Source organism: Planotetraspora silvatica, from assembly GCF_016863315.1.
Taxonomy (GTDB): Bacteria; Actinomycetota; Actinomycetes; order Streptosporangiales; family Streptosporangiaceae; genus Planotetraspora; species Planotetraspora silvatica.
Genome location: NZ_BOOQ01000016.1, coordinates 1 through 22,279, shown reverse-complemented (window position 1 = coordinate 22,279; position 22,279 = coordinate 1). Strand labels below are relative to the sequence as shown.

19 protein-coding genes are annotated in these 22,279 nt (G+C 70.0%); 8 read left to right on the top strand and 11 right to left on the bottom strand.

Annotation, left to right across the window (positions count from 1 at the left end):
• Positions 1-100: 100 nt before the first annotated feature.
• On the bottom strand, positions 101-559 hold the full coding sequence (locus tag Psi02_RS13555) for a universal stress protein (RefSeq protein ID WP_203974060.1): 459 nt from the start codon (positions 557-559) through the stop codon (positions 101-103).
• A gap of 219 nt (positions 560-778) precedes the next feature.
• Here Psi02_RS13555 and Psi02_RS13550 point away from each other — a divergent pair, with 219 nt between their 5' ends.
• Complete coding sequence (locus tag Psi02_RS13550) at positions 779-1,546, top strand: permease prefix domain 1-containing protein (RefSeq protein WP_203974058.1); 768 nt, start codon at positions 779-781, stop codon at positions 1,544-1,546.
• Here the strand turns inward: Psi02_RS13550 and Psi02_RS13545 are convergent.
• Positions 1,444-1,767 (bottom strand): PadR family transcriptional regulator, encoded by a 324-nt coding sequence (locus Psi02_RS13545; protein ID WP_203886561.1) that lies wholly within the window; start codon positions 1,765-1,767, stop codon positions 1,444-1,446. The two genes, Psi02_RS13550 and Psi02_RS13545, sit on opposite strands and share 103 nt — an antisense overlap.
• Before the next feature lie 86 nt (positions 1,768-1,853).
• On the opposite strand from Psi02_RS13545, the gene Psi02_RS13540 reads away from it, so the two are divergent.
• Genes Psi02_RS13540 through cydC form a run of 4 tightly spaced genes read left to right on the top strand, consistent with a single transcriptional unit; the run spans position 1,854 to position 7,269 of the window.
• Entirely contained in the window at positions 1,854-3,038 is a 1,185-nt protein-coding gene (locus Psi02_RS13540) for a cytochrome ubiquinol oxidase subunit I (RefSeq protein WP_203974056.1), read from the top strand.
• A gap of 11 nt (positions 3,039-3,049) precedes the next feature.
• On the top strand, positions 3,050-3,811 hold the full coding sequence (locus tag Psi02_RS13535) for a cytochrome d ubiquinol oxidase subunit II (protein WP_203974054.1): 762 nt from the start codon (positions 3,050-3,052) through the stop codon (positions 3,809-3,811).
• A gap of 33 nt (positions 3,812-3,844) precedes the next feature.
• Positions 3,845-5,554 (top strand): thiol reductant ABC exporter subunit CydD, encoded by a 1,710-nt coding sequence (gene cydD / locus Psi02_RS13530; RefSeq protein WP_203974052.1) that lies wholly within the window; start codon positions 3,845-3,847, stop codon positions 5,552-5,554.
• A 5-nt stretch (positions 5,555-5,559) separates the two neighbouring features.
• Positions 5,560-7,269, top strand: a complete 1,710-nt coding sequence (gene cydC, locus Psi02_RS13525; protein ID WP_239094862.1) for a thiol reductant ABC exporter subunit CydC — start codon at positions 5,560-5,562, stop codon at positions 7,267-7,269.
• A gap of 114 nt (positions 7,270-7,383) precedes the next feature.
• On the opposite strand, the gene Psi02_RS13520 is transcribed toward cydC, so the two are convergent.
• From Psi02_RS13520 to Psi02_RS13500, 5 genes are all read right to left on the bottom strand, one after another.
• Positions 7,384-8,676 carry a S1C family serine protease gene (locus Psi02_RS13520; protein WP_203974050.1) on the bottom strand — a complete coding sequence of 431 codons (1,293 nt, stop codon included), beginning with the start codon at positions 8,674-8,676 and terminating at the stop codon, positions 7,384-7,386.
• A gap of 134 nt (positions 8,677-8,810) precedes the next feature.
• On the bottom strand, positions 8,811-10,346 hold the full coding sequence (locus Psi02_RS13515; protein WP_203974048.1) for an acyl-CoA synthetase: 1,536 nt from the start codon (positions 10,344-10,346) through the stop codon (positions 8,811-8,813).
• A gap of 114 nt (positions 10,347-10,460) precedes the next feature.
• Entirely contained in the window at positions 10,461-12,824 is a 2,364-nt protein-coding gene (gene lon, locus Psi02_RS13510) for an endopeptidase La (protein WP_203974046.1), read from the bottom strand.
• Positions 12,825-12,964: 140 nt separating this feature from the next.
• On the bottom strand, positions 12,965-13,828 hold the full coding sequence (locus Psi02_RS13505) for an STM4013/SEN3800 family hydrolase (RefSeq protein WP_425564506.1): 864 nt from the start codon (positions 13,826-13,828) through the stop codon (positions 12,965-12,967).
• A 104-nt stretch (positions 13,829-13,932) separates the two neighbouring features.
• Entirely contained in the window at positions 13,933-14,082 is a 150-nt protein-coding gene (locus Psi02_RS13500; protein WP_203974044.1) for a hypothetical protein, read from the bottom strand.
• Positions 14,083-14,110: 28 nt separating this feature from the next.
• On the opposite strand from Psi02_RS13500, the gene Psi02_RS13495 reads away from it, so the two are divergent.
• Together Psi02_RS13495 and Psi02_RS13490 are read left to right on the top strand one after the other, a co-directional pair.
• Positions 14,111-15,565 (top strand): MFS transporter, encoded by a 1,455-nt coding sequence (locus Psi02_RS13495; protein ID WP_239094861.1) that lies wholly within the window; start codon positions 14,111-14,113, stop codon positions 15,563-15,565.
• An 88-nt stretch (positions 15,566-15,653) separates the two neighbouring features.
• On the top strand, positions 15,654-17,111 hold the full coding sequence (locus tag Psi02_RS13490; RefSeq protein WP_203974040.1) for an FG-GAP repeat protein: 1,458 nt from the start codon (positions 15,654-15,656) through the stop codon (positions 17,109-17,111).
• Here the strand turns inward: Psi02_RS13490 and Psi02_RS13485 are convergent.
• The 3 genes from Psi02_RS13485 to Psi02_RS13475 all read right to left on the bottom strand — a co-directional run bounded on the left by Psi02_RS13485 (position 17,096) and on the right by Psi02_RS13475 (position 20,398).
• A complete protein-coding gene (locus Psi02_RS13485; RefSeq protein ID WP_203974038.1) occupies positions 17,096-18,661 on the bottom strand; it encodes an alkaline phosphatase D family protein in 1,566 nt (521 codons plus the stop codon). The two genes, Psi02_RS13490 and Psi02_RS13485, sit on opposite strands and share 16 nt — an antisense overlap.
• A 274-nt stretch (positions 18,662-18,935) precedes the next feature.
• Positions 18,936-19,511: an HAD family hydrolase gene (locus Psi02_RS13480; protein WP_203974036.1), complete on the bottom strand. Its 576-nt coding sequence runs from the start codon at positions 19,509-19,511 to the stop codon at positions 18,936-18,938.
• A 50-nt stretch (positions 19,512-19,561) separates the two neighbouring features.
• Complete coding sequence (locus Psi02_RS13475; RefSeq protein ID WP_203974035.1) at positions 19,562-20,398, bottom strand: hypothetical protein; 837 nt, start codon at positions 20,396-20,398, stop codon at positions 19,562-19,564.
• A 485-nt stretch (positions 20,399-20,883) separates the two neighbouring features.
• On the opposite strand from Psi02_RS13475, the gene arfB reads away from it, so the two are divergent.
• The gene (gene arfB / locus Psi02_RS13470) at positions 20,884-21,306 is read left to right on the top strand and encodes an alternative ribosome rescue aminoacyl-tRNA hydrolase ArfB (RefSeq protein WP_203974033.1); all 423 of its coding nucleotides are present in this window, start codon (positions 20,884-20,886) and stop codon (positions 21,304-21,306) included.
• Between the two features lie 160 nt (positions 21,307-21,466).
• Here the strand turns inward: arfB and Psi02_RS13465 are convergent, their stop codons facing one another.
• The gene (locus Psi02_RS13465; RefSeq protein ID WP_203974031.1) at positions 21,467-21,820 is read right to left on the bottom strand and encodes a hypothetical protein; all 354 of its coding nucleotides are present in this window, start codon (positions 21,818-21,820) and stop codon (positions 21,467-21,469) included.
• Between the last annotated feature and the right edge of the window lie 459 nt (positions 21,821-22,279).

The following is a 22,279-nucleotide window of genomic DNA, read 5'->3' as shown; positions in this document are numbered from 1 at the left end:
ATGCCGTTGCGCTCCACAGCGTTTACACACCGATTCCTCATGTCGCCTTCAGACGGCACTCAGAAAACGGAATCCGGGCACGAGACTCGGAAATGAAGGGCTAGGAAACGGTCCCGGCGAGCATTCCGCCCACGGAACGACGACCGTGCAGCATCCCCGGCAGTACGACCACGACCGGGCAGTGCGCTCTGAGCAGGCAGGCGGCCACGATCGGGTTGATGACCGGGTACGGCTCCGCGGCGGCCTCGTCGGCTCCGAGCACCAGCAGATCCGCGTCGGCGGCGGCGTGCAGCAGTACCCGCGCGGGCGATCCCTCGACGACGGCGGGTTCCACGTGGTCCTCACCGAGTTCGTCGACGACCAGCCTGGCCATCTCAGCGGCGGCACCACGCTCGTCCTCACGCGAACTCCGGCCGGCCAGGGGCGCGTACGGGGCGTGGAGCCCGCCCGACCATTCCCAGGCGTACACCGCCTCGACGTTCGCGCCGCGCAGGCGGCCCTCGGCCGCGGCCCAACGAAGCGCGGCCGACGACGCCGCCGAGCCGCTGATACCCACCACGATCTTCGCCTGATTCACAATCCCGCCTCGCTCTCCGCCCCAAGTCTCTCCTACCAGGATTAATCAGGTGTTGCCGGGGCGAAACGTCAGAAAGACAAAATCGTCGACGGCATGACCTCCGGGGTCGGGTCAGGGTTGACCCCGATGGCGGGTTGTGGAGACGGCCAATACGCTGGCGGGCATTCCGGGAGTTCCGGAGGCCGCAGAGGAGGGAAGACGGTGCCGACGAGTCCGATCGACGACTACGTGGCCGGGCTCCGCCGTCTTCTCCATGGCCCGGTCCGCGCCAGGCGGGACCTGCTCGCCGAGGCACGGGACGGCCTGGTCGACGCGGCCGAGGCGTACGAGGCCGAGGGCCACGTCAGGGCCGAGGCCGAGCGGCTGGCGATCGCGGACTTCGGGCCCGTCACCGACATCGCCCCCGGCTTCCAGGAGGAGCTCGCGGTGGGCCAGGGGCGCAGGACCGCGGCGCTCCTGTTCGTCAGCGTGCCGGTCACCGCGTTGATGTGGAGCCTGGTCTGGGAGTTCTTCCCCCACTCGCCGGCCGCGCCCGTTCCGCCGCAGTGGTTCTGGACGGTCAGCAGGCTCCTGGACTACACGCAGTTCGCGACCGGCGTCCTGGGCGGCGTCGCCCTGCTCGCCCTCGGCCGGGGGTTGCGGGTGCTACGGCGCCCCAGGATCCTGACGCGCGCGCTGGGGCTCCTCGTGCTGGCGCAGATCCCGGTCAGAGTCGTGATGAGCATGGCCCTCGTCCGGGGCGCCGACGGCCCTCCGGGGTTCGGCGACTACGCCCCCGGCGTGGCCGTCTCCCTGCTCACCTACGCGCTGGGAACATGGCAGTTCGTCAGCGCGGTGCTCTGCGTCCACCACAGCCGGGTGTTCGTTCACCGTGAGGGGTCGAGCACGCTCCCGATCGCCGTCGTGAACGACTTCCAGGCCGACCGCTCCCCCGCGAGCGCCGCGCGGCCCGAGTCCGTCAGGCGGTAGGTGCGCCGCTTGCGCCCGCCCGCCACGGCCCACTCACCCGCCAGGTAGCCGGCCCGCTCCAGCCTGCGCAGGGCCGGATAGACCGTCCCCGTGGGGACGTCGAGCGCGCCGTCGCTGCGCTCGCGCAGCGCCTCGATGATGGCGTAGCCGTGCAGAGGCTCACGCTCCACCACGGAGAGCAACAGGGCATCCATGTGCCCTCGCAGCGTGTCGGGGTTCACGGCCGCAGCTTATCCCGGTTCCACATGTAGCGAGTCTACATGTAGGCTGTCTATATGTAGACTCCCTATTTATTGAGGAGCCCCCCTTGGACATCGTCGACCTCGCGAGGGCGCAGTTCGCCGTTACCGGCAGCCTGCACTTCCTGTTCGTCGTACTGACCCTCGGCCTTGCCCCCCTCGTGGCGATCATGCACACGCGCTACGCGATCACCGGTGATCCCCTCCACGAGCGGATGACCCGCTTCTGGGGGCAGATCTATGTGATCAACTACGCGCTCGGCATCTTCACCGGCCTGGTCATGGAGTTCCAGTTCGGGCTGAGCTGGAGCGGCCTGTCCCGATACGCGGGCGACGTCTTCGGCGCGCCGCTCGCCATCGAGACCCTGGTGGCCTTCTTCCTCGAGTCCACGTTCCTCGGCTTGTGGATCTTCGGCTGGCATCGCCTGCCCCGGGCGCTTCACGTGACCTGCATCTGGCTGGTGACGCTGACCGCCTACGCCTCGGCCTTCTGGATCATGGTGGCGAACTCGTTCCTCCAGCACCCGGTCGGCTCCGTCGAGCAGGGCGGCCGCCTGGTGCTGCGCGACTTCGGAGCGCTGCTCACCAACCCGAACCTGGTCTTCGCGCTCCCCCACGTGATCAGCGCCGGCCTGTGGACCGGCGGGTTCGTCGTCATGGGAGCCAGCGCGTACCACCTGTTCCGGCGGACGGCCGAGCGGGAGTTCTTCACCCGGTCGCTCCGGATGGGTGTGGTGACTGCGACCGTCGGCTCCGCGCTCACCGTCGGATTCGGATACGCCCAGTTCGGCGTGATCGAGTCCACCCAGCCCGGCAAGTTCGACGCCGCCCCGGAGTCCGCGCTCGGCCTCATGATCGGGATCGGGCAGCTCCTCCAGTTCGGGGTGATGTTCGTCCTGCTGCCTCTGCTGATCAAGAACCTGCTCGCCCGGTGGCGGTGGCTGCATCCGCTGCTGATGCTCATCACGCCGCTGCCGTTCGTCGCGGCGATCGCCGGATGGCTCGTGCGGGAGATGGGCCGCCAGCCGTGGCTGGTGTACGGAAAGCTCTCCGTCGCCGACGCCATGACGCCGGGGCTCTCCAAGGCCGCGATCACCGGGTCGTTCGTCGGCTTCGCGGGCCTGCTCGGCCTGCTCGCGATCATCGACTACCTGCTGATCGCCCGTGCCGTACGCCGTGGGCCCGGTCAGGTGTCCCTCGGCATGCCGGACCGGCCGGCCGACCCCGTTCCCCAGCCCGCCCACTCGCTCTGAGGACCACGACCATGGAGATCATCTGGTTCGGCGCCCTCGCCGTCCTCTTACTCGGCTACTTCGCCCTGGAGGGCTTCGACATCGGGCTCGGCATCCTGCTGCCCGTACTCGGCCGGTCTCAGGGAGATCGCGACAGGCTCGTCGGGGCCATGGCGCCGTTCGTGCTCGCGGGCGAGGTCTGGCTGGTCGCGCTGGTCGGCGTCCTGTTCGGCGCCTTCTCCACCCTGGAAGGCGAGGTGCTCAGCGGGCTGTACCCCCTGGTCGTGGCTCTGCTCCTGACGTGGATCACACGCGACGCCGGCCTGTGGTTCCGCCGCCGCGCCGACGGCGCCGCCTGGCGGAGGGTGTGGGACGGCGCCATCTGCCTCGGCTCGGCCGGGCTGGCCCTGACCTGGGGCATGACGCTGGTGGCGCTGGCCCGCGGAATGTCGGCTCCCCTCCTCGGCCCGGCAGGCGTCGCCGGGGGGATCGTGGTCGCGCTGGCGTTCTGCGTCCACGGCTGGACCTTCGCGGCGTGGCGACTCCCCGGCGACCCCGCGGTCCGCGGAGCGCGGCGCACCGGGAGGGCCCTGCTGCTGACGGCTCTGACGGCCGCGATCCCCGCCGCCCTGGCCGTCGCCGTCGTTGCCTCCGCCCTCATCGACCACGCCGCCCCGCCGGAGACACTGACCACCCTGGGTGCCATTGTGTTGCCGTGCGTCCCGATCCTCGTGGGCGCGCAAGTATGGGTGTGGCGCACCTTCAGCAGGGGTGCGCTGCCCACGTTCTTCTGACCGTCTGCCGGCCGTCGTCCGATTGGGCCTCCGTTGCACAAGGATCTCCTGCGGCTCGCACGATCCGAACGGACCGTGCGGCCGCACCTCGCCGCCTGCCTGGCCGCCGCCGTGGCGGCCGGGGTCCTCGTGCTCGTGCAGGCGGAACTGCTGGCAGGAGTGCTCTCCGGCCGGTTCGCCGTGGCCGTCCTGCTCCCGCTGGCACTCGTCGTGGCGGCGCGGGGGCTGCTCGGCTGGGGGCGGGGCGTCTTCGCCGGTCGCACCGCCACGGCGCTGAAGTCCGCGCTGCGTCGCCGACTGCTGTCGCGTTTCCAGGAGCCGGACACCGCCGGCTCCCAGCGATCCGGCGAGCTCGTCACACTCGCGGGACGCGGTCTGGACGCCCTGGACGCCTACCTGACCGGCTACCTGCCGGCGGTCGCCGTGGCGGGGGTCATCCCGATCGCGGTCGTCGTGCGGCTCTTCGTGGCCGACCTCGAGACCGCTGTCATCGTCCTGCTCACGCTGCCGCTCATCCCGATCTTCGGGGCGCTGGTCGGCTGGACCACCCGGGCGGTCACGCAGCAGCAATGGGAGGCGCTGACCAGGCTCGGCGGCCACTTCCTCGACGTCGTCCGCGGCCTCCCGACCCTGCGGGCCTTCGGCCGGGCACGCCACCAGGCGTCGGTGATCCAGCAGGTCGCCGCGGCCCACCGGACCGCGACGATGCGGACGCTGCGGGTGGCGTTCCTGTCGTCGCTGGTCCTGGAACTCGTGGCGTCGCTCTCGCTCGCCCTGGTCGCAGTCCCCGTCGGCCTGCGACTGCTGTCGGGGTCGCTCGACCTCCATACGGCGTTGCTGGTGCTGCTCCTGGCCCCGGAGGCCTACATCCCCCTGCGGGCGATGGGCACGACGTTCCACGCCGCCATGGAAGGAGTGGCCGCCGCCGACCAGGCCTTCTCCCTCATCACCCCCACGATCGCCCGTGATCATGCACAGGTTCGCGAACAGCCCGCTGACCTGCCCAAACCTGCCCGTAATCATGCACAGATTCGCATTCAAGCCCCCGGCCTGCGGATTTCCGGTCGTGATCATGCACCGCCAGAGATCCGGTTCGAGGGGGTGACCGTCCGGTACCCCGGCCGCGAGGAGAACGCGCTCGACGCCGTCACCCTGCGGATCTCGCCGGGCGAGAGGGTGGCGATCGTGGGCCCGAGCGGAGCCGGCAAGAGCACGCTGCTCCACGCCCTGCTCGGGTTCGTCACGCCGTCCGAGGGCCGGGTGCTGATCGACGGCGCCGACCTCTCCGGACTGGACCGCGACGAGTGGCGGCGCCGGCTCGCCTTCGTGCCCCAGCGTCCCCACCTCTTCGCCGCGACGGTCGCCGCCAACATCTCCCTGGGTTCCGACGCCTCGCCGGACGAGGTCCGTACGGCTGCCGCGGCCGCACAGGCGGCCGAGTTCGTCGAGGCCCTGCCGTACGGCTATGAGACGGAGCTCGGCGAACGCGGCGCGAACCTGTCGGCGGGCCAGCGCCAGCGGGTCGCGCTCGCCCGCGCGTTCTGCCGCCCGTCGGCCGAGGTGCTCCTGCTCGACGAGCCGACGGCACGCCTGGACGGCAGGAGCGAAGCCGCGGTCGTCGAGGCCACGCGGAGGCTGTCCGAGGGAAGGACCTCGATCATCGTCGCCCATCGCCCCGCCATGATCGAACTGGCCGACCGGGTCGTCCGCCTGCACGACCACGCGCAGAGAGGAGCCGCATGACCGGCATGGCCACCGAATCCGGCACACCTCTGCGGCTTCTCGCGCCCGGGATGCCCCGAAGGCTGATCCTCGCGACACTCGCGGGGGCGGCCGCCGACCTCGCGGGGATCGCGCTGATCGCGGCGGCCGCGTGGATGATCACGAGGGCGGCCGAGCAGCCTCCGCTGGCCGCGCTCTCCGTCGCCATCGTGGCGGTGCGGGCCTTCGCCACCACCCGCGGGATCTTCAGGTACGGCGAGCGGCTGTCCGGCCACGACGTCGCCCTCCGCGCCCAGGCGGGCACGCGCGAACGCCTCTACCAGGCGCTCGTCCCCACCGGGCCGCTGCCGCGGCGCGGCGCCGACCTGCTCAGCCGGATGGTGGACGACACCGACGCGGTCCAGGACCTGCTCGTCCGGTGTCTGCTGCCCGCCCTCGCCGCGCTCCTCGCCGGGACGGCCGCCGTGGTCCTCACCGCGTTCATCCTGCCCTTCGCGGCGCTCCTGCTGGCCCTGGGCCTGCTGGTGGCGGGCGTCGCCCTGCCTGCCGGTACGGCCGCGGCCGCGCGGAGATGGTCCGCCCGGATCGCACCGGCCAGGGCCGAACTGGCCGCGCGCGTGGCCGACCTCGTCCATGGTGCGGCCGACCTCGCGGCGTACGGCGCCCGGGACCAGGCCCTCTCCGCCGGGATGGACGCGGACGCCCGGCTCGCGAAGCTCGAACGCGGCCAGTCGCGGGTCAACGCGGCGGCACTCGGGCTCGGCGTGCTCGTGCAGGGGCTGACCGTGGTGGCCGTCGTGCTCGCGGCCCGTTCCGCGGATCTGGACGGCGTCGCGACGGCCGTCCTCGCCCTGACCTCGCTGGTCTCCTTCGAGCCCGTGCTGCCGCTCGGGGCCGCGGGCGAACGGTTCGCCGGCGTGCTCGCCGCCCTGCGGAGGTTGCGGGAGATCGGCGCGACACCGCCGGCGGTGGCCGAGCCAGGCGATCCCCTCACGTTGCCGGAAACGCCGCCGACCGTCGAGATCGAGGATCTGGTGGTCCGCCACGGGGACAGGGAACCCGCGCTCAACGGGGTGAGCATGAGGCTGGCGCCCGGCGACCGGGTGGCGATCGTCGGGCCGAGCGGCGCCGGGAAGAGCACCCTGCTGGCCGCACTCATGCGGACCGTCGACTTCGAATCCGGAAATATCAGGATCGATGGGGTGGACATCCGGCGGTACGCCTCCGACGACGTCCGTGCCAGGATCACCGGGCTCACCCAGGATCCCTACGTCTTCCAGGCCACTCTCCGCGACAACCTCCGGCTCGCCGGCCCGGAGTCCTCCGACGAGGACCTCGCCCATGCCGTACGGCAGGCCCGCCTGGACGGCTGGACTGACCGGACCGGATGGGACACGACGCTCGGCGAGGACGGGCGGACGGTGTCCGGCGGGCAACTCCAGCGCCTCGCCCTGGCCCGCGCCCTGCTTTTCGATCCGCAGGTGCTCCTGCTGGACGAGCCGGCGGAGGCCGTCGACGAGGAGACGGCGGACGCCCTGCTGGCCGACCTGCTGGACGCAACAAGAGGCCGGACGACGGTGCTGGTCACCCACCGTCTTCGCGGGCTCGAGCAGGTGGACGAGATCATCGTCCTGGAGGGCGGACGGGTCGTGCAGCGCGGGCCGCACGACGCCCTGGTCGCCACTCCCGGCTATTACCGGGACCTGTGGGAGTCCGAGGTGCTCACGCGTCGCTGACGCGACGTCGAGCCGGCGGCCGCTGGGGGCCGCCGGCTGGGGACGGTCTCGAAGACGCTTCCGGGGGACTCGCCGGGGATGACCCGGGGAGTTGCCAGGGGCGTTCCGGGGGGCTCAGCTGTTCGCCGCCTGCTCCGCGAGCGTGATCGACGCCGTCGAGACCTTGCCGTTCCGCGAGTAGGTGATGGTGACCTTGTCGCCGGGACGGGAACTGCGGATCTCGCCGACGAGCGTCTCCGCGCTGTCGACCACCTTGTCGTTCACCTTGGTGACGAGGTCCCCGTCCTCGAGACCGGCCTTGTCCGCCGGGCTGCCCGCCGTGATCGAGCTGATCACGGCGCCTTCGGCGTCACCGGTGGCGTCGGCCAGGCTCACGCCGAGGAAGGCGTGCGTCGCCTTGCCGCTCTTGATGAGCTGGTCGGCGACCTGCCGGGCGGTGTTGATCGGGATCGCGAAGCCCACGCCGATGTTGCCCGAGCTCTGCCCGGAGGTCGCGATGGCGGTGTTGATGCCGATGACCTGGCCTGCCGCGTTGACCAGGGCGCCGCCCGAGTTGCCCGGGTTGATCGCCGCGTCCGTCTGGACCATGCCGCCGATCGTCGTGCCCTGCTGCTGCTGTTGCTGCTGCTGGCCGAACGGGAACGGCTGCTGCTGCTGGTCCTCGCCCCCCTCGGTGAGGGTGCGGTCGAGCGCGCTCACGATGCCCGACGTGACCGAGCCTTCCAGGCCCAGCGGGCTTCCGATGGCGAGCACCGCGTCGCCGACCTGGAGCTTGTCGCTGTCGCCGAGCGAGGCGGGCGTCAGGCCGGAAACGCCCTGCGCCTGGATCACGGCGAGGTCGGTCGTCGGGTCGGTGCCCTTGACCGTGGCCGAGGCCGTCTTACCGTCACTGAACTTGACCTTGACGTCGCCGCCGCCCTGGCCGAGCTCGGCGACCACGTGGTTGTTGGTCAGGATCAGGCCGTCGGCCGACAGGATCACGCCGGACCCCTCACCGCCGCCGTTCTGCGTCGTGATCCTGATCGACACCACGGAAGGCTGGATGGCCTTGGCCACCTCCGCGATGGTGTTGACCGAGGTGTTCGACGCGGGGTTCACGAGCGGGCTGGAGATCACGGTCTGGCCGTCGTGCGTCGCGTTGGCGACGAGGGCCCCCGTGGCTCCGCCGCCGATCGCCACGACGGCGAGCGCGAGGCCCGTGATCACTTTCTGCCTGCCGGTCATCCCGGTCTTCTGCCGCTGCGGCGGCCCGCCGTACGGCGAGGTGTCGTACGGCCCCTGGCTGCCATAACCGCCATAGCCTCCGCCGTACTGGCCCTGCTGTGGCGGAGTCCTGCCGAACTGGCTCCAGCCGTGACCGGGGAGCACCTCGGTGTCGTTGCCGCGACCCTGCTCGTCTGAGCTCATCGCCATCCCCCTCAATTGGATCTGCCGGTGATCCGGCTCTCCGCCGGTACAACCACTACGATGGCAAATCCTCGATAAGGTCACGCTAAGCGATCAGCGGTTCCTACCGGCGGATGCCGCACGCGGCTCTTATATCACGACGTCGGGGGCCAGTATTCATCGCGCAACAGGCGCTTGTACAACTTGCCCGTCGGGTGTCTCGGGAGTTCGTCGCGGAAGTCCACCGACTTCGGGCATTTGTAATGGGCGAGGCGTGCCCGGCAGTACTCGATGAGCTCGGCCGCGAGCTCCGGGCCCGCCTCCTCCGGGACGACGGGCTGCACGACGGCCTTCACCTGCTCGCCCATGTCCTCGTCCGGCACGCCGAAGACGGCCACGTCGGCCACCTTGGGGTGGACCGACAACACGTTCTCGGCCTCCTGGGGATAGACGTTCACCCCGCCCGAGATGATCATGTAGGAGCGGCGGTCGGTGAGGTAGAGGAAGCCCTCCTCGTCGACGTAGCCGATATCACCGAGCGTGGTCCAGCCCCTGCCCAGCGGGTCCTGCGCGGAGCGGGTCTTGTCCGGGTCCCCGTGGTAGACGAACCGGGGGCCGTCGGCGAAATAGACCGTTCCGTGCTCGCCCGGAGGCAGTTCATCACCCTCCTCGTCGCAGATGTGCACGACCCCGAGCAGCGGCCGGCCCACCGTGCCCTTGTGCTTCAGCCACTCCTCCGAGCCGACGTAGAGGAAGCCGTTGCCCTCGGTGCCCGCGTAGTACTCGTGGATGATCGGCCCCCACCACTCGATCATCTGCTCCTTGACGGGGACGGGGCAGGGAGCGGCGGCGTGGATGGCGCACCTCAGCGAGGACAGCTCGTAACGCGACCTGACCTCGGGCGGCAGCTTCAGCAGCTTGATGAACATCGTCGGCACCCACTGCGAGTGCGTGACGCGGTACCTCTCGATGAGCTGGAGCGCCTCCTCGGGGTCGAACCGTTCCATCACGACGATGGTCGCCCCGGCCCGCTGGAAGTTCATGCAGTACCGCAGCGGGGCGGCATGGTAGAGCGGGGCGGGCGACAGGTACACGCTCTCAGGGGTCGGGGCGAACAGGAACTGGATGAGCTGCAGCAGCGGTCCGGGAGAGTCGAGCGGCGCCTTGCTCAGCGTGGGTTTGACCCCCTTGGGCCGCCCGGTGGTGCCCGACGAGTACAGCATGTCCACGCCCTGGCACTCGTCCGCGATGGGCGTCACCGGCCACGTGGCCGTCGCCTCCTCGTAGGACGTGAAGCCGGGCGCGGTGCCGTCGAGCATCAGCCGCACCTCGACCCCCGGCGTCTCGCCGGTCACGGAGGTGGCGACGGCCGCCAGCTTCGCCGAGGAGATGAAGGCCCGGGCACCGCAGTTGTTCAGGATGTAGGCGAGCTCCTCGGCCTGGAGGCGGGAGCTGATCGCCGTGTAGTACAGCCCGGCACGGTGGGCGGCCCAGGCGATGGTCAGGAAGAGGGGATGGTTCTCCAGCATGAAGGCGATGTGGTCGCCCGGCTGGAGCCCGGTGGCCCGGAACAGGTGGGCCAGGCGGTTGGACTCCTCGTCGAGTTCCCGGTACGTGACCACGCGGCCGGAGCCCGCCATGATCACCGCCGGCTTGTCTGGCGTCTCGGCCGCGATGGCTCCCGGATGCATAACAGAACATTACTCGGGCACCCGGATCCGGCGGAAGATCCTCTCACCAGGCCGCACACGCATGCGTACGGCTCGCACTCCCGGGACATGGGAGCGCGAGCCGTACGCGGTGGGTCAGGCGGCGGCGGTCTGGGCCACCGTCGCCGGGGTGAGGGCCAGGTCGAGGACCTCACGGACGTCGCTCACCGGGTGAACGGTGAGGTCGGCGAGCACGTCGGCCGGGACGTCGTCCAGGTCGGGCTCGTTGCGCGCCGGGATGAGCACGGTCGTGATCCCGGCCCGGTGGGCGGCGAGCAGCTTCTGCTTCACCCCGCCGATCGGGAGGACGCGCCCGGTCAGGGACACCTCTCCGGTCATCGCCACGTCACCCCGGACCGGACGGCCCGACAGCAGCGAGGCGAGGGCGGTCGTCATGGTGACACCCGCCGACGGCCCGTCCTTGGGCACCGCGCCCGCCGGGACGTGGATGTGGACCTGGCGGTCCTTGAGGGACCCGACCGGCAGCTCCAGCTCCACGCCACGCGAGCGCAGGTAGGACAGCGCGATCTGGGCCGACTCCTTCATCACGTCGCCGAGCTGGCCGGTGAGGGTCACCCCGGTCGAGCCCGTCTCCGGGTCGGCCAGCGACGCCTCGACGTAGAGGACGTCGCCGCCGGCTCCGGTGACGGCGAGGCCGGTCGACACGCCCGGCACCGACGTACGCTGCCTGGCCTCGGGCAGCGAGGACTCGGCCACGTGCCGCGGGCGGCCGAGGTAGGGCACCAGGTCGTCGGCCGTGACCGCGACCGGCAGCTCCGCCTCGACGAGCGCCACGTTGGCCGTGACCTTGCGCAGGACCCGCGCGACCGACCGCTCGAGCGACCGGACGCCCGCCTCATGGGTGTACTCCCCCGCGAGGCGGCGCAACGCGCCCTCGTCGATCGTCACGTCGTCGGCCGTGAGGCCCGCCTTCTCCAGCTGGCGCGGGAGCAGGTGGTCACGGGCGATGGCGACCTTCTCGTCCTCGGTGTAGCCGTCGAGCGTGACGATCTCCATGCGGTCGAGCAACGGCCCGGGGACCTGCTCGAGCACGTTGGCCGTCGCGAGGAACAGCACGTCGCTCAGGTCGAGCTCGACCTCCAGGTAATGGTCGCGGAACGTGTGGTTCTGCGCCGGGTCGAGCACCTCCAGCAGCGCCGCGGTCGGGTCGCCGCGGTAGTCGGAGCCCACCTTGTCGATCTCGTCGAGCAACACGACGGGGTTCATCGAGCCCGCCTCGCGGATGGCGCGGACGATCCGGCCAGGCAGCGCGCCGACGTAGGTGCGCCGGTGCCCGCGGATCTCCGCCTCGTCCCTGATGCCGCCGAGCGCCACGCGGACGAACTTGCGGCCCATCGCCCGCGCGACCGACTCGCCCAGTGAGGTCTTGCCCACTCCGGGCGGGCCCGCCAGGGCGAGGACGGCGCCGCTGCGGCGGCCGCCGACGACCCCGAGGCCCTGGTCGGCCCGGCGCTTGCGGACCGCGAGGTACTCGATGATGCGGTCCTTCACGTCGGCGAGCCCGGTGTGGTCGGCGTCGAGCACCGTGCGAGCGCCGGCGATGTCGTACTCGTCGGTCGTGTGCGTGTTCCACGGGATGTCGAGGACCGTGTCCAGCCAGGTCCGGATCCAGCCCGTCTCGGGCGACTGATCCGAGGTGCGCTCGAGCTTGCCAACCTCCTTGAGCGCGGCCTCCCTGACCTTCTCCGGCAGGTCGGCGGCCTCGATGCGGGACCGGTAGTCCTCCTCCTCGTCGGCCGGATCGCCGTTCAGCTCGGCCAGCTCCTTGCGAACCGCGGCGAGCTGCTGGCGCAGGAGGAACTCGCGCTGCTGCTTCTCCATCCCCTCCTGGACGTCCTTGCGGATGGTCTCCGCCACGTCCATCTCGGCGAGGTGGTCACGGGCCCAGCCGACCAGCTTCTCCAGCCGCAGGGCCGGGTCGGCGGTCTCCAGCAGGAACTGCTTCTGCGACGTCGTCAGCCACGGCGCGTAGCCGGAGCTGTCGGCCAGGACCGACGGGTCGTCGATCTGGTTGACCGAGTCGACGACCTGCCACGCGCCCCGATTCTGCAGGATCGTCGTAGTCAGGGACTTGTACTCCTTGGCGAGCTCCTCGGCCCGCGGTCCGGGCGCGACCGGCTCGATCACCGTCGCCTCGACCCAGAGCGCCGCTCCGGGCCCCGTCGTGCCGATGCCCACGCGCATACGGCTCACGCCGCGCACGACCGCCGCGGGCTCGCCTCCGGGAAGCCGCCCGACCTGCTCCACCACGGCGGACACTCCGGTCGCGCCGTACCGGCCGTCCACGCGCGGCACCAGGAGCACCCGGCTCTCGCCACCGCTGGCCCGTGCCGCGTCAATGGCCGCCCGGACCTCGGAATCCGACAGGTCGAGGGGGACCACCATGCCGGGCAGGACGACCTCGTCGTCCAGGGGCAGGACGGGAAGTATCTGTGTCATGCGTACTCCCAAGGTTGAGTTATGCCGACTCAACTAACAGGAGCCCGTCACTGTTCCCAGTTTTGCGCCAGTTCGCTGTGAGCGATCGTAATTCTGTAATCACCCCGGTCGGAAGGGGGGTCTCATCGGGGCGTACAGGCTCATCCGCTGATCCGGTCCCACGCGCGCGAGCGTCCCCACTGCGGCCGCGGCCTGGCCTGCGCCCGCTCCAGCACGAACTCGGCGTACGGAACCGTCCAGACGACCTCATGGCCGATCCGATGGCCGGTGTGCCCGCCCTCGCCGTACGCGGTGCCGTGGTCGGAGCAGATGATCGTGAAGCACGGCCTGCGCCTGGTCATGAGGGCGAACAGGCGTCCGATGTGCCTGTCCACGTACTCCAGGGCGGCGGCGTGGCTCTCCAGCGTGTCGCCGTCCTCCCGCGCTCCGCCCGGCAGATGGAACCAGTTGGGCTGGTGCAGGGCCGAAACGTTGACGAACAGGAACACCGGCTCGTCCCTGTCCCGCACCACCCGCTCGGCCTGGTCGATCTGCCGCTCCAGCGAGTGGCGGCAGGTGGCGCCGAACTCGGGCGACCAGTGGCTCTCCGCGAACAGGCCGGGCAGGGCGGATCCGAGCGGGGTCTCCTTGTTGAAGGAGCCGACGCCTCCCACGCACACCGTGTGGTAACCCGCCTTGGCCAGGCCCGTCGGCAGATCCGGCGCGTCGAACACCCAGGTGCCGTCGGCGGTCGTCTCGCTTCCGGGGAACCGCGCGGCGAACGGGCGTGCGTGCGCTCCCGGTTCGACCGGCGTGGGCAGGAAGCCCGCGAACATCGCGGCGTGGGCGGCGTAGGTGAAGCTTCCCGGGCTGTGCCGGCGCTCCCACCTCCCTTCCGGCAGCACGCGGGCCAGGTTGGGCAGCCTGCCCGCCTCCATGAGCTCGGCCGCCACGTCGTAACGCAGCGTCCCGAGCGTCACCAGCAGGATGTCGTGGGTGCCCACCACGGTGTTCATGTCGCGCATGACGTCTCTCCCTCGCCTCGGATACCGCCCTGGCCACGACCCCGGACATCGCCTCGGGTGTCGCCTGGAGCCCCGCCTCGGATGCCCCGGGAGTGCATGCCCGGTCACCATCCCCGCGACACAGCCGCGATCCGCGCGGCGTCGATGTCCAGGCCCTCTTCCCGGACCGGCGGACAGGCCGGTCTGCCCGACGACAGGTCGTCGAACGCCTCGAGCCCCGGCGGGCCCGTTGAGTGGACCTCCTGATGCGGCACGCGACGACAACAGACCATGATGGCCCCTATGGAATCAGGCCAAATCCGGCTCAGCTCGATCCCCGGACGTTGGGTCCTTCTCACGACGGTCCTCGGATCCGGCATGGCGATGCTGGACGGCACCGTGGTCAACGTGGCCCTGCCCGCCCTCGCCCGCGATCTCGGCACGGGCATGTCGGGGCTGCAGTGGACGATCAACGCGTACACGCTGACGCTCGCCGGGCTGATCCTGCTCGGCGGTTCCCTCGGCGACCGGTACGGCCGGCGCAAGATCTTCATGATCGGTGTCGTGTGGTTCGCCTCCGCTTCCGCTCTGTGCGGCCTCGCCCCGAACATCGAGGTGCTCGTCCTCGCCCGTGCGCTCCAGGGCATCGGAGGGGCGCTGCTCACCCCCGGCTCGCTGGCGATCATCCAGGCGAGCTTCGTCCATGAGGACCGCCCCCGCGCGGTCGGCGCCTGGTCGGGTCTCGGCGGAGTCGCGTCGGCGGTCGGGCCCCTCCTGGGCGGATGGCTGGTGGAGACGGCCGGTTGGCGCTGGGTCTTCCTGCTGAACCTCCCTCTCGCGGCCGTCGTCCTCACGGTGGCCGCACGGCACGTCCCGGAGACCAGGGACACCGCGGCGCACGGCAGGTTCGACGTGCTCGGCGCGGCTCTGGCCGCGCTGGCTCTGGCGGGCGTCACGTACGGCCTGATCCTCGCCGGCGCGGGGATCTTTCCCCTGGTCGCGGGGCTGGTGCTCGCCGCGTCCTTCGTCGTCGTCGAGATGCGGCGCTCCCCCGACGCCCTCGTCCCGGTGGGGATCTTCAGGTCCCGGGTCTTCACCGCGGTCAACGTCGTGACGCTGATCATGTACGCGGCGATGGGCGTCGTGTTCTTCCTACTCGTCGTCCAACTCCAGGTGTCGGCCGGGTTCTCCCCGATCGCGGCGGGTTCCGCGATGCTTCCGGTGACGATCCTGATGTTGCTGCTGTCGGCCCGTTCGGGAGAGCTCGCCAAACGCATCGGCCCCCGGATCCCCATGACCGGCGGCATCCTCGCCTGCGCGGCGGGCCTCGTCCTCATGAGCAGGATCGGGCCCGGCGCCTCCTACATCGTCGACGTGCTGCCCGCGGCGGTCGTCTTCGGCCTGGGCCTGAGCACCGCCGTCGCCCCTCTGACCGCCACGGTGCTGGCCACGGCCGAGGAGCGCTACGCGGGGGTCGCGAGCGGGGTCAACAACGCCCTCGCCCGGACCGGCGGCCTGCTCGCCGTCGCGGCCGTCCCGCCCCTGGTGGGCCTGACCGGGGACGCCTACAACTCACCGGCCGCCTTCACCCACGGCTTCCACACCGCGATGCTGATCAGCGCCGCCATGCTGGCCGCCGCCGCCGTGACCACCTTCTTCACGATCCGGGGGAACGTGCTGGCCGACGCCCCCGAGCCCGAGCGCAAGATCCACTGCTCGCTCGACGCGCCGCCCATCGAGGGCGAGGTCAAGTCCTGAGCCTTACAGCGCCGAGTTAAGACAGCCGACGTGGGCGGTTCATGTGCTGGTGGGCCTCGTGTCCAGATAGCCGGAGACGATCCGGCACATGAGCGTTTCGCGCACGTCCGCCCTGCTCGCGGTGGCTCTGGCCACTCCCGTGGTGGCGCTTCCCTCCCTTCTGACGGCCTCTCCCGCCTCCGCTCTCGCCGTTGCGCGCACCGCGCCCATCGTGGCCAAGGGCTGCCCGGCGTTCGTCGCCGTGGCCTCGCCGTACGCGACGGTGAACGGGAAGGCCCGCGCGGGAGCGGTCACCCTGTACGGGAGCGCGCGAAACGGTCTCATCCCGCAGAAGACCCTGCACCAGGGCGCCGGCGGCATCGGGGGGTCGCCGGAGCTCAACGACTCGTTCGGATCGGCGATCGCCCAGGGCGACTTCAACGGCGACGGCTGCACCGACCTGGCGATCGGCGTCTCTGAGGAGTTCTTCGGCTCCCGTGTTCCCGGAGCCGACGGCAACGGCGTCGTCCACATCCTCTTCGGCACGCGAAGCGGGTCCGGCACGGTCAGGTCGATCGACGTCACCAAGCTCGGCCGCAAGCACGGCACCGACAGGTTCGGCGCGGCCCTCGCCGCCGGCGACCTCGACGGGGACGGCGACGACGAGCTGATCGTCGGAGCGCCCGGCATGACGGGCGGCGGAGGCGTCGGCGTCTTCGGCATGAACCACCGCTCGCCGTACGGCAAGGGCACGCTGGTCACTCAGGCCACGAGCTGGGTCCATCAGGGCCGGGGACAGACCGACCTGTTCGGCGAGACGCTGGCGGCGGGCGACTTCAACGGAGACGGCAAGGACGAGGTCGCGGTCGGCGCACCGGGCGACGGCGGGACCAAGGCGCCGGGCTCGGGCGTCGTCACGATCATCGATCCGCGGAAGCGGCACGCGAGCGCCTACACGCAGAACAGCCGGAACGTGCTCGGCTCCGCCGAGCGGTGGGACGCCTTCGGCTCCGATCTGGCCACCGGCGACTTCAACGCCGATGGGCGCGACGACCTCGCGATCGGCGTTCCCGGCGAGGACGTCTCCTCCACCCTCACCCGCGGGATGGACTACGGCGACGGCGCGGTCAACGTCCTGTACGGCTCGGCCCGCGGCCTGACCGCGGCCCACAACGAGATGTGGACGCAGACGATCCTGGCGGGCATCCCGCGTTACTACGACAGGTTCGGCTCGTCGCTCGCGACCGGGGACCTCAACGGCGACAAGGACGACGAGCTGATCGTGGGTGCCCCGGGCGAGGGCGCCGTCCAGGTGATCCCCGGGACACGCAGCGGCGGGCTCACCCGCAACCACAACCTCCTGCTGACCGGCGACCGGACGGGGGCCTTCGGGTCGTCGGTCCTGGCCGAGGGCGGGAAGCTGCTGATCGCCTCGCCGGGCTCCGGCCGCCTGACCGTGGTGAGCACCAAGGTGAAGAAGGGCTCCTACCCGGGCGCCGTCCCCGGGACCGCCCGCGTGGTGCGCACGGGCGGTCGGGACGACCTGTACGGCTACGCGCTGAGCTGAGCGTGGCCCGAGGGGATCGTGAAGCGGGCCGCGGTCTTGGCGGGCGCTCCGCGCCGGGTGATGTAGTCGAGCGTGCGGAACTCGGCCCGCATCTCGTCCTGTGACACCGAGCAGACGATGTAGCCGCGGCGCTGGTCGATGAAGGAGAAGTGCGGGTTCTCCCGCATGGTCTCCGCGATGCCGGCCGCGTCACGGTACCCGTCGCCATCGCTCGACACCGACGAGGTGACGAGTTCGACCGCCACCTGGGGCGAGTCGGGGTCGGCGAAGTCCGGCTTCAGGGTCGCGGCGTAGTGCGTGTGGGCGTCGCCGGTGAGGACGACGGGGTTGGCCGCCCCGGACGCCTTGATCCCTTCGAGGAGCCGGGTGCGGTCGGCCGCGTACCCGTCCCAGCTGTCCATGTTGACGTCGACGCCCGGGCCGGTCCTGCCGTCGCGCTGCGCCATGATGACCTGCTGGCCGATGAGGTTCCACCGGGCCTCGGACCTGCCGAGCCCGTCGAGGAGCCAGCCGCGCTGGTCCGCGCCGAGGATCGAGCGGCCCGCGTCGAGCCGGTCGTCGCAGCCGGAGCGCTCACCGTCGTCACAGGCCTGGTCGTCACGGAACTGCCGCGTGTCGAGCAGGTGGAAGGTCGCCATCGTGCCCCAGTCGATCCGCCGGTTGATCCGGATCGAGCCTCCCTTGGGGAGGTTCCCCCGGCGCAGCGGCATGTTCTCGTAGTAGGCCTGGAACGCGGCGGCCTTGCGCCGGGCGAAGGCCGCGGCGCCGGTGCCGGACACCGAGGACACCGGGCCCGCCCAGTTGTTCTCCACCTCGTGGTCGTCGAAGACGACCAGCCAGGGGGCCACCTGGTGGGCAGCCTGCAGGTCGGGATCGCTCTTGTACTGGGCCAGCCTGAGCCGGTAGTCGCCCAGCGACTGGCACTTGCGCCCCGCGTGGCGGCGGACGACGCCGCTCACCGCGGTGTAGCCGCTGGGGGCGTACTCGTAAATGTAGTCCCCGAGGTGCACGACGAGGTCCGGGTCCTGTTCCGAGATCCGGCGGTAGGCCGTGTAGTAGCCGTGTTCCCAGTGGGCGCACGCCGCCATCGCGAATTTCAGCGGCGAGAGCCCCGCGGGCGTGGTCCGCGTACGGCCCGCCGGAGACACGTGGCCGTCGACGCGGAAGCGGTAGAAGTACTCCCGGCCGGGCTGGAGGCCGTCCACCTCGATGTGGACGCTGTGCGCCTGCGCCGCCCGGGCCGTCGCCGTACCCGATCTGACGATCTTGGAGAACCGTTCGTCGGCCGCGAGTTGCCAGTCGACGTCGTAGGAGCCGCTGGGCATGCCGCCGAGTCCGTCGGGCGCCGTGGGCTCAAGAGCGAGCCGGGTCCACAACACGACGCCGTCGGGAGTGGGGTCTCCCGACGCGACGCCGAGAGTGAACGGATCCCTCTTGAGCGCCCCGCCGTACGGCAGGCGTTCCGGGAGGGCGGACCCCGACAGGAGCAGGCCGCCCGCACCGGCGGCCGCAGCGGACAGGAACACTCTTCGTGACGCATTCGTCTGCACGCTGCCAGTCCAGCGGCCGCGGTTAACGCGCGCCCTTTACAACCGTGGCGGGCGAAGAAACCCATGATGAACAGTGCTTTTGACTGCCCATCTTTGCTGAACGGCAGCTGAAGCGGAAGGCTCGGGCGCGTTAATCGGCGTTCATCTCCGCATCAGGAAGGCGTATCGGGAACGCGTATCGGGAACCTGAATTGGCGCCTGTATCGGGAACCGTTTTGGGAAAACCGTTTGGGAACCCGTATCGGGAACCGTTTCGGGACCCGCGTCACGCCGTTCAGAGGGCGAGCTTGAGATCGTCGCGCAGCGTCGCGGCGTCACGGAAGTGCACGCCGGTCATGCCTGCCCGCTCCGCTCCCTCGATGTTCTCCAGCCGGTCGTCGACGAAGACGATGTCGCCCGGGGCGACGCCCATGCCGTCCGCGACGCGGAGATAGATCTCCTGGTCCGGCTTCACCAGGCCCATGCGGCCGCTGAAGAACCGCGGCCGGATCGGTGCCATGAAGGGCAGCAGGTCGACGCCGTCCGCGATGCTCACGGGGGCGTTGGACAACAACGCCATCGGGACCCCTCCCGCCGCGAGCTCGTCGACGATCGCCAGCGTCTCCTCATTGGGGCGCGACCAGCTGGCCACGTCGAGCGCGATGACCTGGTCGAGCTCGGCGCCCGCGACCGGCCGGCCGTACACGGCGGACCAGTACGCGGCGTCGTCCAGCGTGCCCCGGTCGAAGTCGAGGCGCAGCTCCCAGTACCGCTCCTCGAATCCGGGGATTCCCTGGGCCAGCCGGGCGGCGTCCGCCTCGGACTGGGGAAGACAGATGACATTGCCGTAATCGAAAAGAACATGCTTCATGATTGAATGAGCATAGAGGATGTTCGTTACGAACGTCGGACCAGGTACCGTCAGGCCAGGTAAGGCTTGAGGTACTCGTTCACGGCGCCGCAGCCCAGGTAGTTGCGGACCGTGTGGAAGTCGAGCCAGTCGATGTTGCAGGCGACGTCGCGCTCGATCCCGTCGAAGAAGGCCTGAAGATCTGGCGGGATGGCGGCGATGTCGTCCTTGTCGGCGATGTTGATCCAGCGCTTGACGCCTGGCGGGCGGGCGCCTCGGCCGTGGAGGGGAACCGGCGAGAGCCGTTCGAAGACGACGTTCCGCATGCCGAGGGGGCTTCCGAGCGTGATGAGCAACTCGGTGGACAGGTCGGCGTTGGCCCAGAACGCCTCGTACGTGACCACGCTGCCAAGGGAGTGGGCGATCACCACACGGGGCTGCCTTCTGCGGATCACGTCCGCGACCGTGTCGCGGGCGCGGACGCGCAGGTCACCACCGCCGAGATAGGTAGCCACCTCGGGGCAGAAGTCCTGCGCGAACTTCACGGCGTTGGGGCCGAGCCTGGCCAGCAGCCATTCGGCCAGCCGATGGGCGATGCCGGTGAGCGACTCCCCCGCGGCACTGCGGATGCGCCCGTCGAGCTGGCCCGCCCAATCGGCGAAGACCAGCTTCGCCGGAGCGTCCATCTGCTTGGGCGGGCGCGGCGGCCCCGAGTGCAGGTGGTGGGCGTAGTAGGCGATCTCGGAGAAGTAGTTTTGGCTGTTTTGAAATGCGGGGCCGGCCAGGCCCTTGTGCAGGTAGCCGTTCCACTTGAGACGCATGGTCTCCGCAGCGCGGCCGGGAGAGCCGCCGGACTCCTCGTAATAGTGGTACTTGCCGATGCCGTGGACTCCGACGATCGTGGTCATGACCGGGTAGCCCGCCTCCACTCGGTAGAACCCTGCGTAAAACCTGTCTGCACCCACGGGTGGGTTGACCCGCGGGTGTGAGCCGCTGCCGCGTGAGCCGCATTGCTCCCGAGACACTGTGCATGAGGGGGTGGATCGTGACAAGGCAACGCCTGATTTCCGGGGATAAATCAGTTGATAGGGAATGAGGGTCGATGGCTACGCTTTGAGTCCCACGGAAGCCGGTGGCGTTCCGGCGTCACGACACCATTGCAGGAAGTCACGGCAGCACTTTTGGGGCAGGGACTGAGACAGACGCCGCGACAGGCGCCGCGACGGACACCTCGGCAGTGCGGATCAGGTGGGCTTCGATCAGGTGCCCCCCGATCAAGTGCGTCGCGATCAAGTGCGCCGCGACGGCAAGATGCATGAGTAAGACGTATGAGTACAGCTGAGTACAACGTGCGAGCAAGATGCGCGAGCACGTCACGTGAGGAGAGGAAACCATGCCAGGCCCGCTGCACATCCGCGGCTCGGTCGTCGTACCCGAGGCGGAGCTCGGCTGGCGGTTCTCCCGCTCTTCAGGCCCGGGCGGCCAAGGGGTCAACACGACTGACAGCCGGGTCGAACTGAGCTACAACGTCGAGACCACGACCGCACTCGAACCCATGGTGAAGGCTCGGGCTCTCGAGCGTCTCGGCCCCCGGCTCGTCGACGGCGTGATCACCATTGCGGCGTCCGAGTTCCGGTCCCAGCTCCGCAATCGCGAAGCCGCGGAGATGCGGCTGGCTCAGCTGATTCGCGAGGCCATCGCGCCGCCCCCCAGGAAGCGCCGTCCGACCAAGCCTTCCCGAGGGGCCGTCGAGAGGCGTCTGACGGCGAAGAAGCAGCGCTCCGACATCAAGCGCCTGCGCCGCTCCGAGGACTGACGGAGCACCTGTCCGACCCGCTGCCGCTTGATTCGCCGACGTCGAACCGGGTTGAGGTGCAGTCGAGCCGGCGGGCCGTCAGGCCGGATGAGCCGTCAGGCCAGATGAGCGGCCGGGCCAGATCGGCGGCCGGGCCGGATCGAGGCGCCGTTGGCGCTCCTCAGAGGTCAAGGTCGGGCACGCCCTGTGATGGGACGCTCCGGTGAGGCGCCGGCGACGAGGTGTCATCACTGCGTGCGTCCAGCCATTGGAGGACGTCGTCGAGAACCTCGTCCGGGTCGGCGTACGTGGTGATGCTGCGCTCTCCACCCTCCCGATACTCGATCTCATAGAGGTCGTCGCCGATCAGGGACACCAAAGCGCACCAGGACGGCGAGCCTCCATCCGGCCTGATGATGACGAAGGTGTTGTCGGCGGGATGCAACTCGGCGATCAGGACGGCGATCGCCTCCGGTGAGGGATCATCAATGCGGTAGCCGTCGTCAGTGTCGGCTCCATAGTTCTTAGCGGCCATCGCCGTTCCCTTTCTCTTTGCCGGTCAGCGGTTCCCACGATCCCAGAATTCAGTTGGAGCCCCGACCTCTTCCCAGTTATTGCCTCCGTCTTTTCTCTGAGGGGCCGATCAACTCATCACAATTAACCGGCGCTCGCAGTTTACGGACAATCTGGTCATCGTAGCGCGTTTTGCATGGCACCTGAGCAGGCAGTTCTCATAGAAGACCACACTTCTGCACACAATCGCGATAGCAACACAATTCGCCCCCAAATCGCACCGGTGACGAAATACCACCCACTTTAGACCGAGCATCGGGCCCAATTCCTGTGGGCTTACGGCCCCCTCTGTCCACGGTCAGATCTCTGGCATTTCTGTCGAAAACGCCAAACAAGGAACCGGATAGAAATCATGTTCGACAACCGTAGCGGTGTGACTACAGACTGTGACATGATTAGCACAGATTTTCGATTAGAGGGG

Excerpts from the sequence above, each read along its gene's own strand:
- Psi02_RS13465 (WP_203974031.1), bottom strand. The coding sequence starts at position 21,820 with ATGGCCGCTAAGAACTATGGAGCCGACACTGACGACGGCTACCGCATT.
- lon (WP_203974046.1), bottom strand. The coding sequence starts at position 12,824 with ATGACACAGATACTTCCCGTCCTGCCCCTGGACGACGAGGTCGTCCTG.
- Psi02_RS13495 (WP_239094861.1), top strand. The coding sequence starts at position 14,111 with ATGGAATCAGGCCAAATCCGGCTCAGCTCGATCCCCGGACGTTGGGTC.
- arfB (WP_203974033.1), top strand. The coding sequence starts at position 20,884 with ATGCCAGGCCCGCTGCACATCCGCGGCTCGGTCGTCGTACCCGAGGCG.
- cydC (WP_239094862.1), top strand. The coding sequence starts at position 5,560 with ATGGCCACCGAATCCGGCACACCTCTGCGGCTTCTCGCGCCCGGGATG.
- Psi02_RS13535 (WP_203974054.1), top strand. The coding sequence starts at position 3,050 with ATGGAGATCATCTGGTTCGGCGCCCTCGCCGTCCTCTTACTCGGCTAC.
- Psi02_RS13515 (WP_203974048.1), bottom strand. The coding sequence starts at position 10,346 with ATGCATCCGGGAGCCATCGCGGCCGAGACGCCAGACAAGCCGGCGGTG.
- Psi02_RS13505 (WP_425564506.1), bottom strand. The coding sequence starts at position 13,828 with ATGCGCGACATGAACACCGTGGTGGGCACCCACGACATCCTGCTGGTG.
- Psi02_RS13520 (WP_203974050.1), bottom strand. The coding sequence starts at position 8,676 with ATGAGCTCAGACGAGCAGGGTCGCGGCAACGACACCGAGGTGCTCCCC.
- Psi02_RS13480 (WP_203974036.1), bottom strand. The coding sequence starts at position 19,511 with ATGAAGCATGTTCTTTTCGATTACGGCAATGTCATCTGTCTTCCCCAG.
- Psi02_RS13475 (WP_203974035.1), bottom strand. The coding sequence starts at position 20,398 with ATGACCACGATCGTCGGAGTCCACGGCATCGGCAAGTACCACTATTAC.
- Psi02_RS13490 (WP_203974040.1), top strand. The coding sequence starts at position 15,654 with ATGAGCGTTTCGCGCACGTCCGCCCTGCTCGCGGTGGCTCTGGCCACT.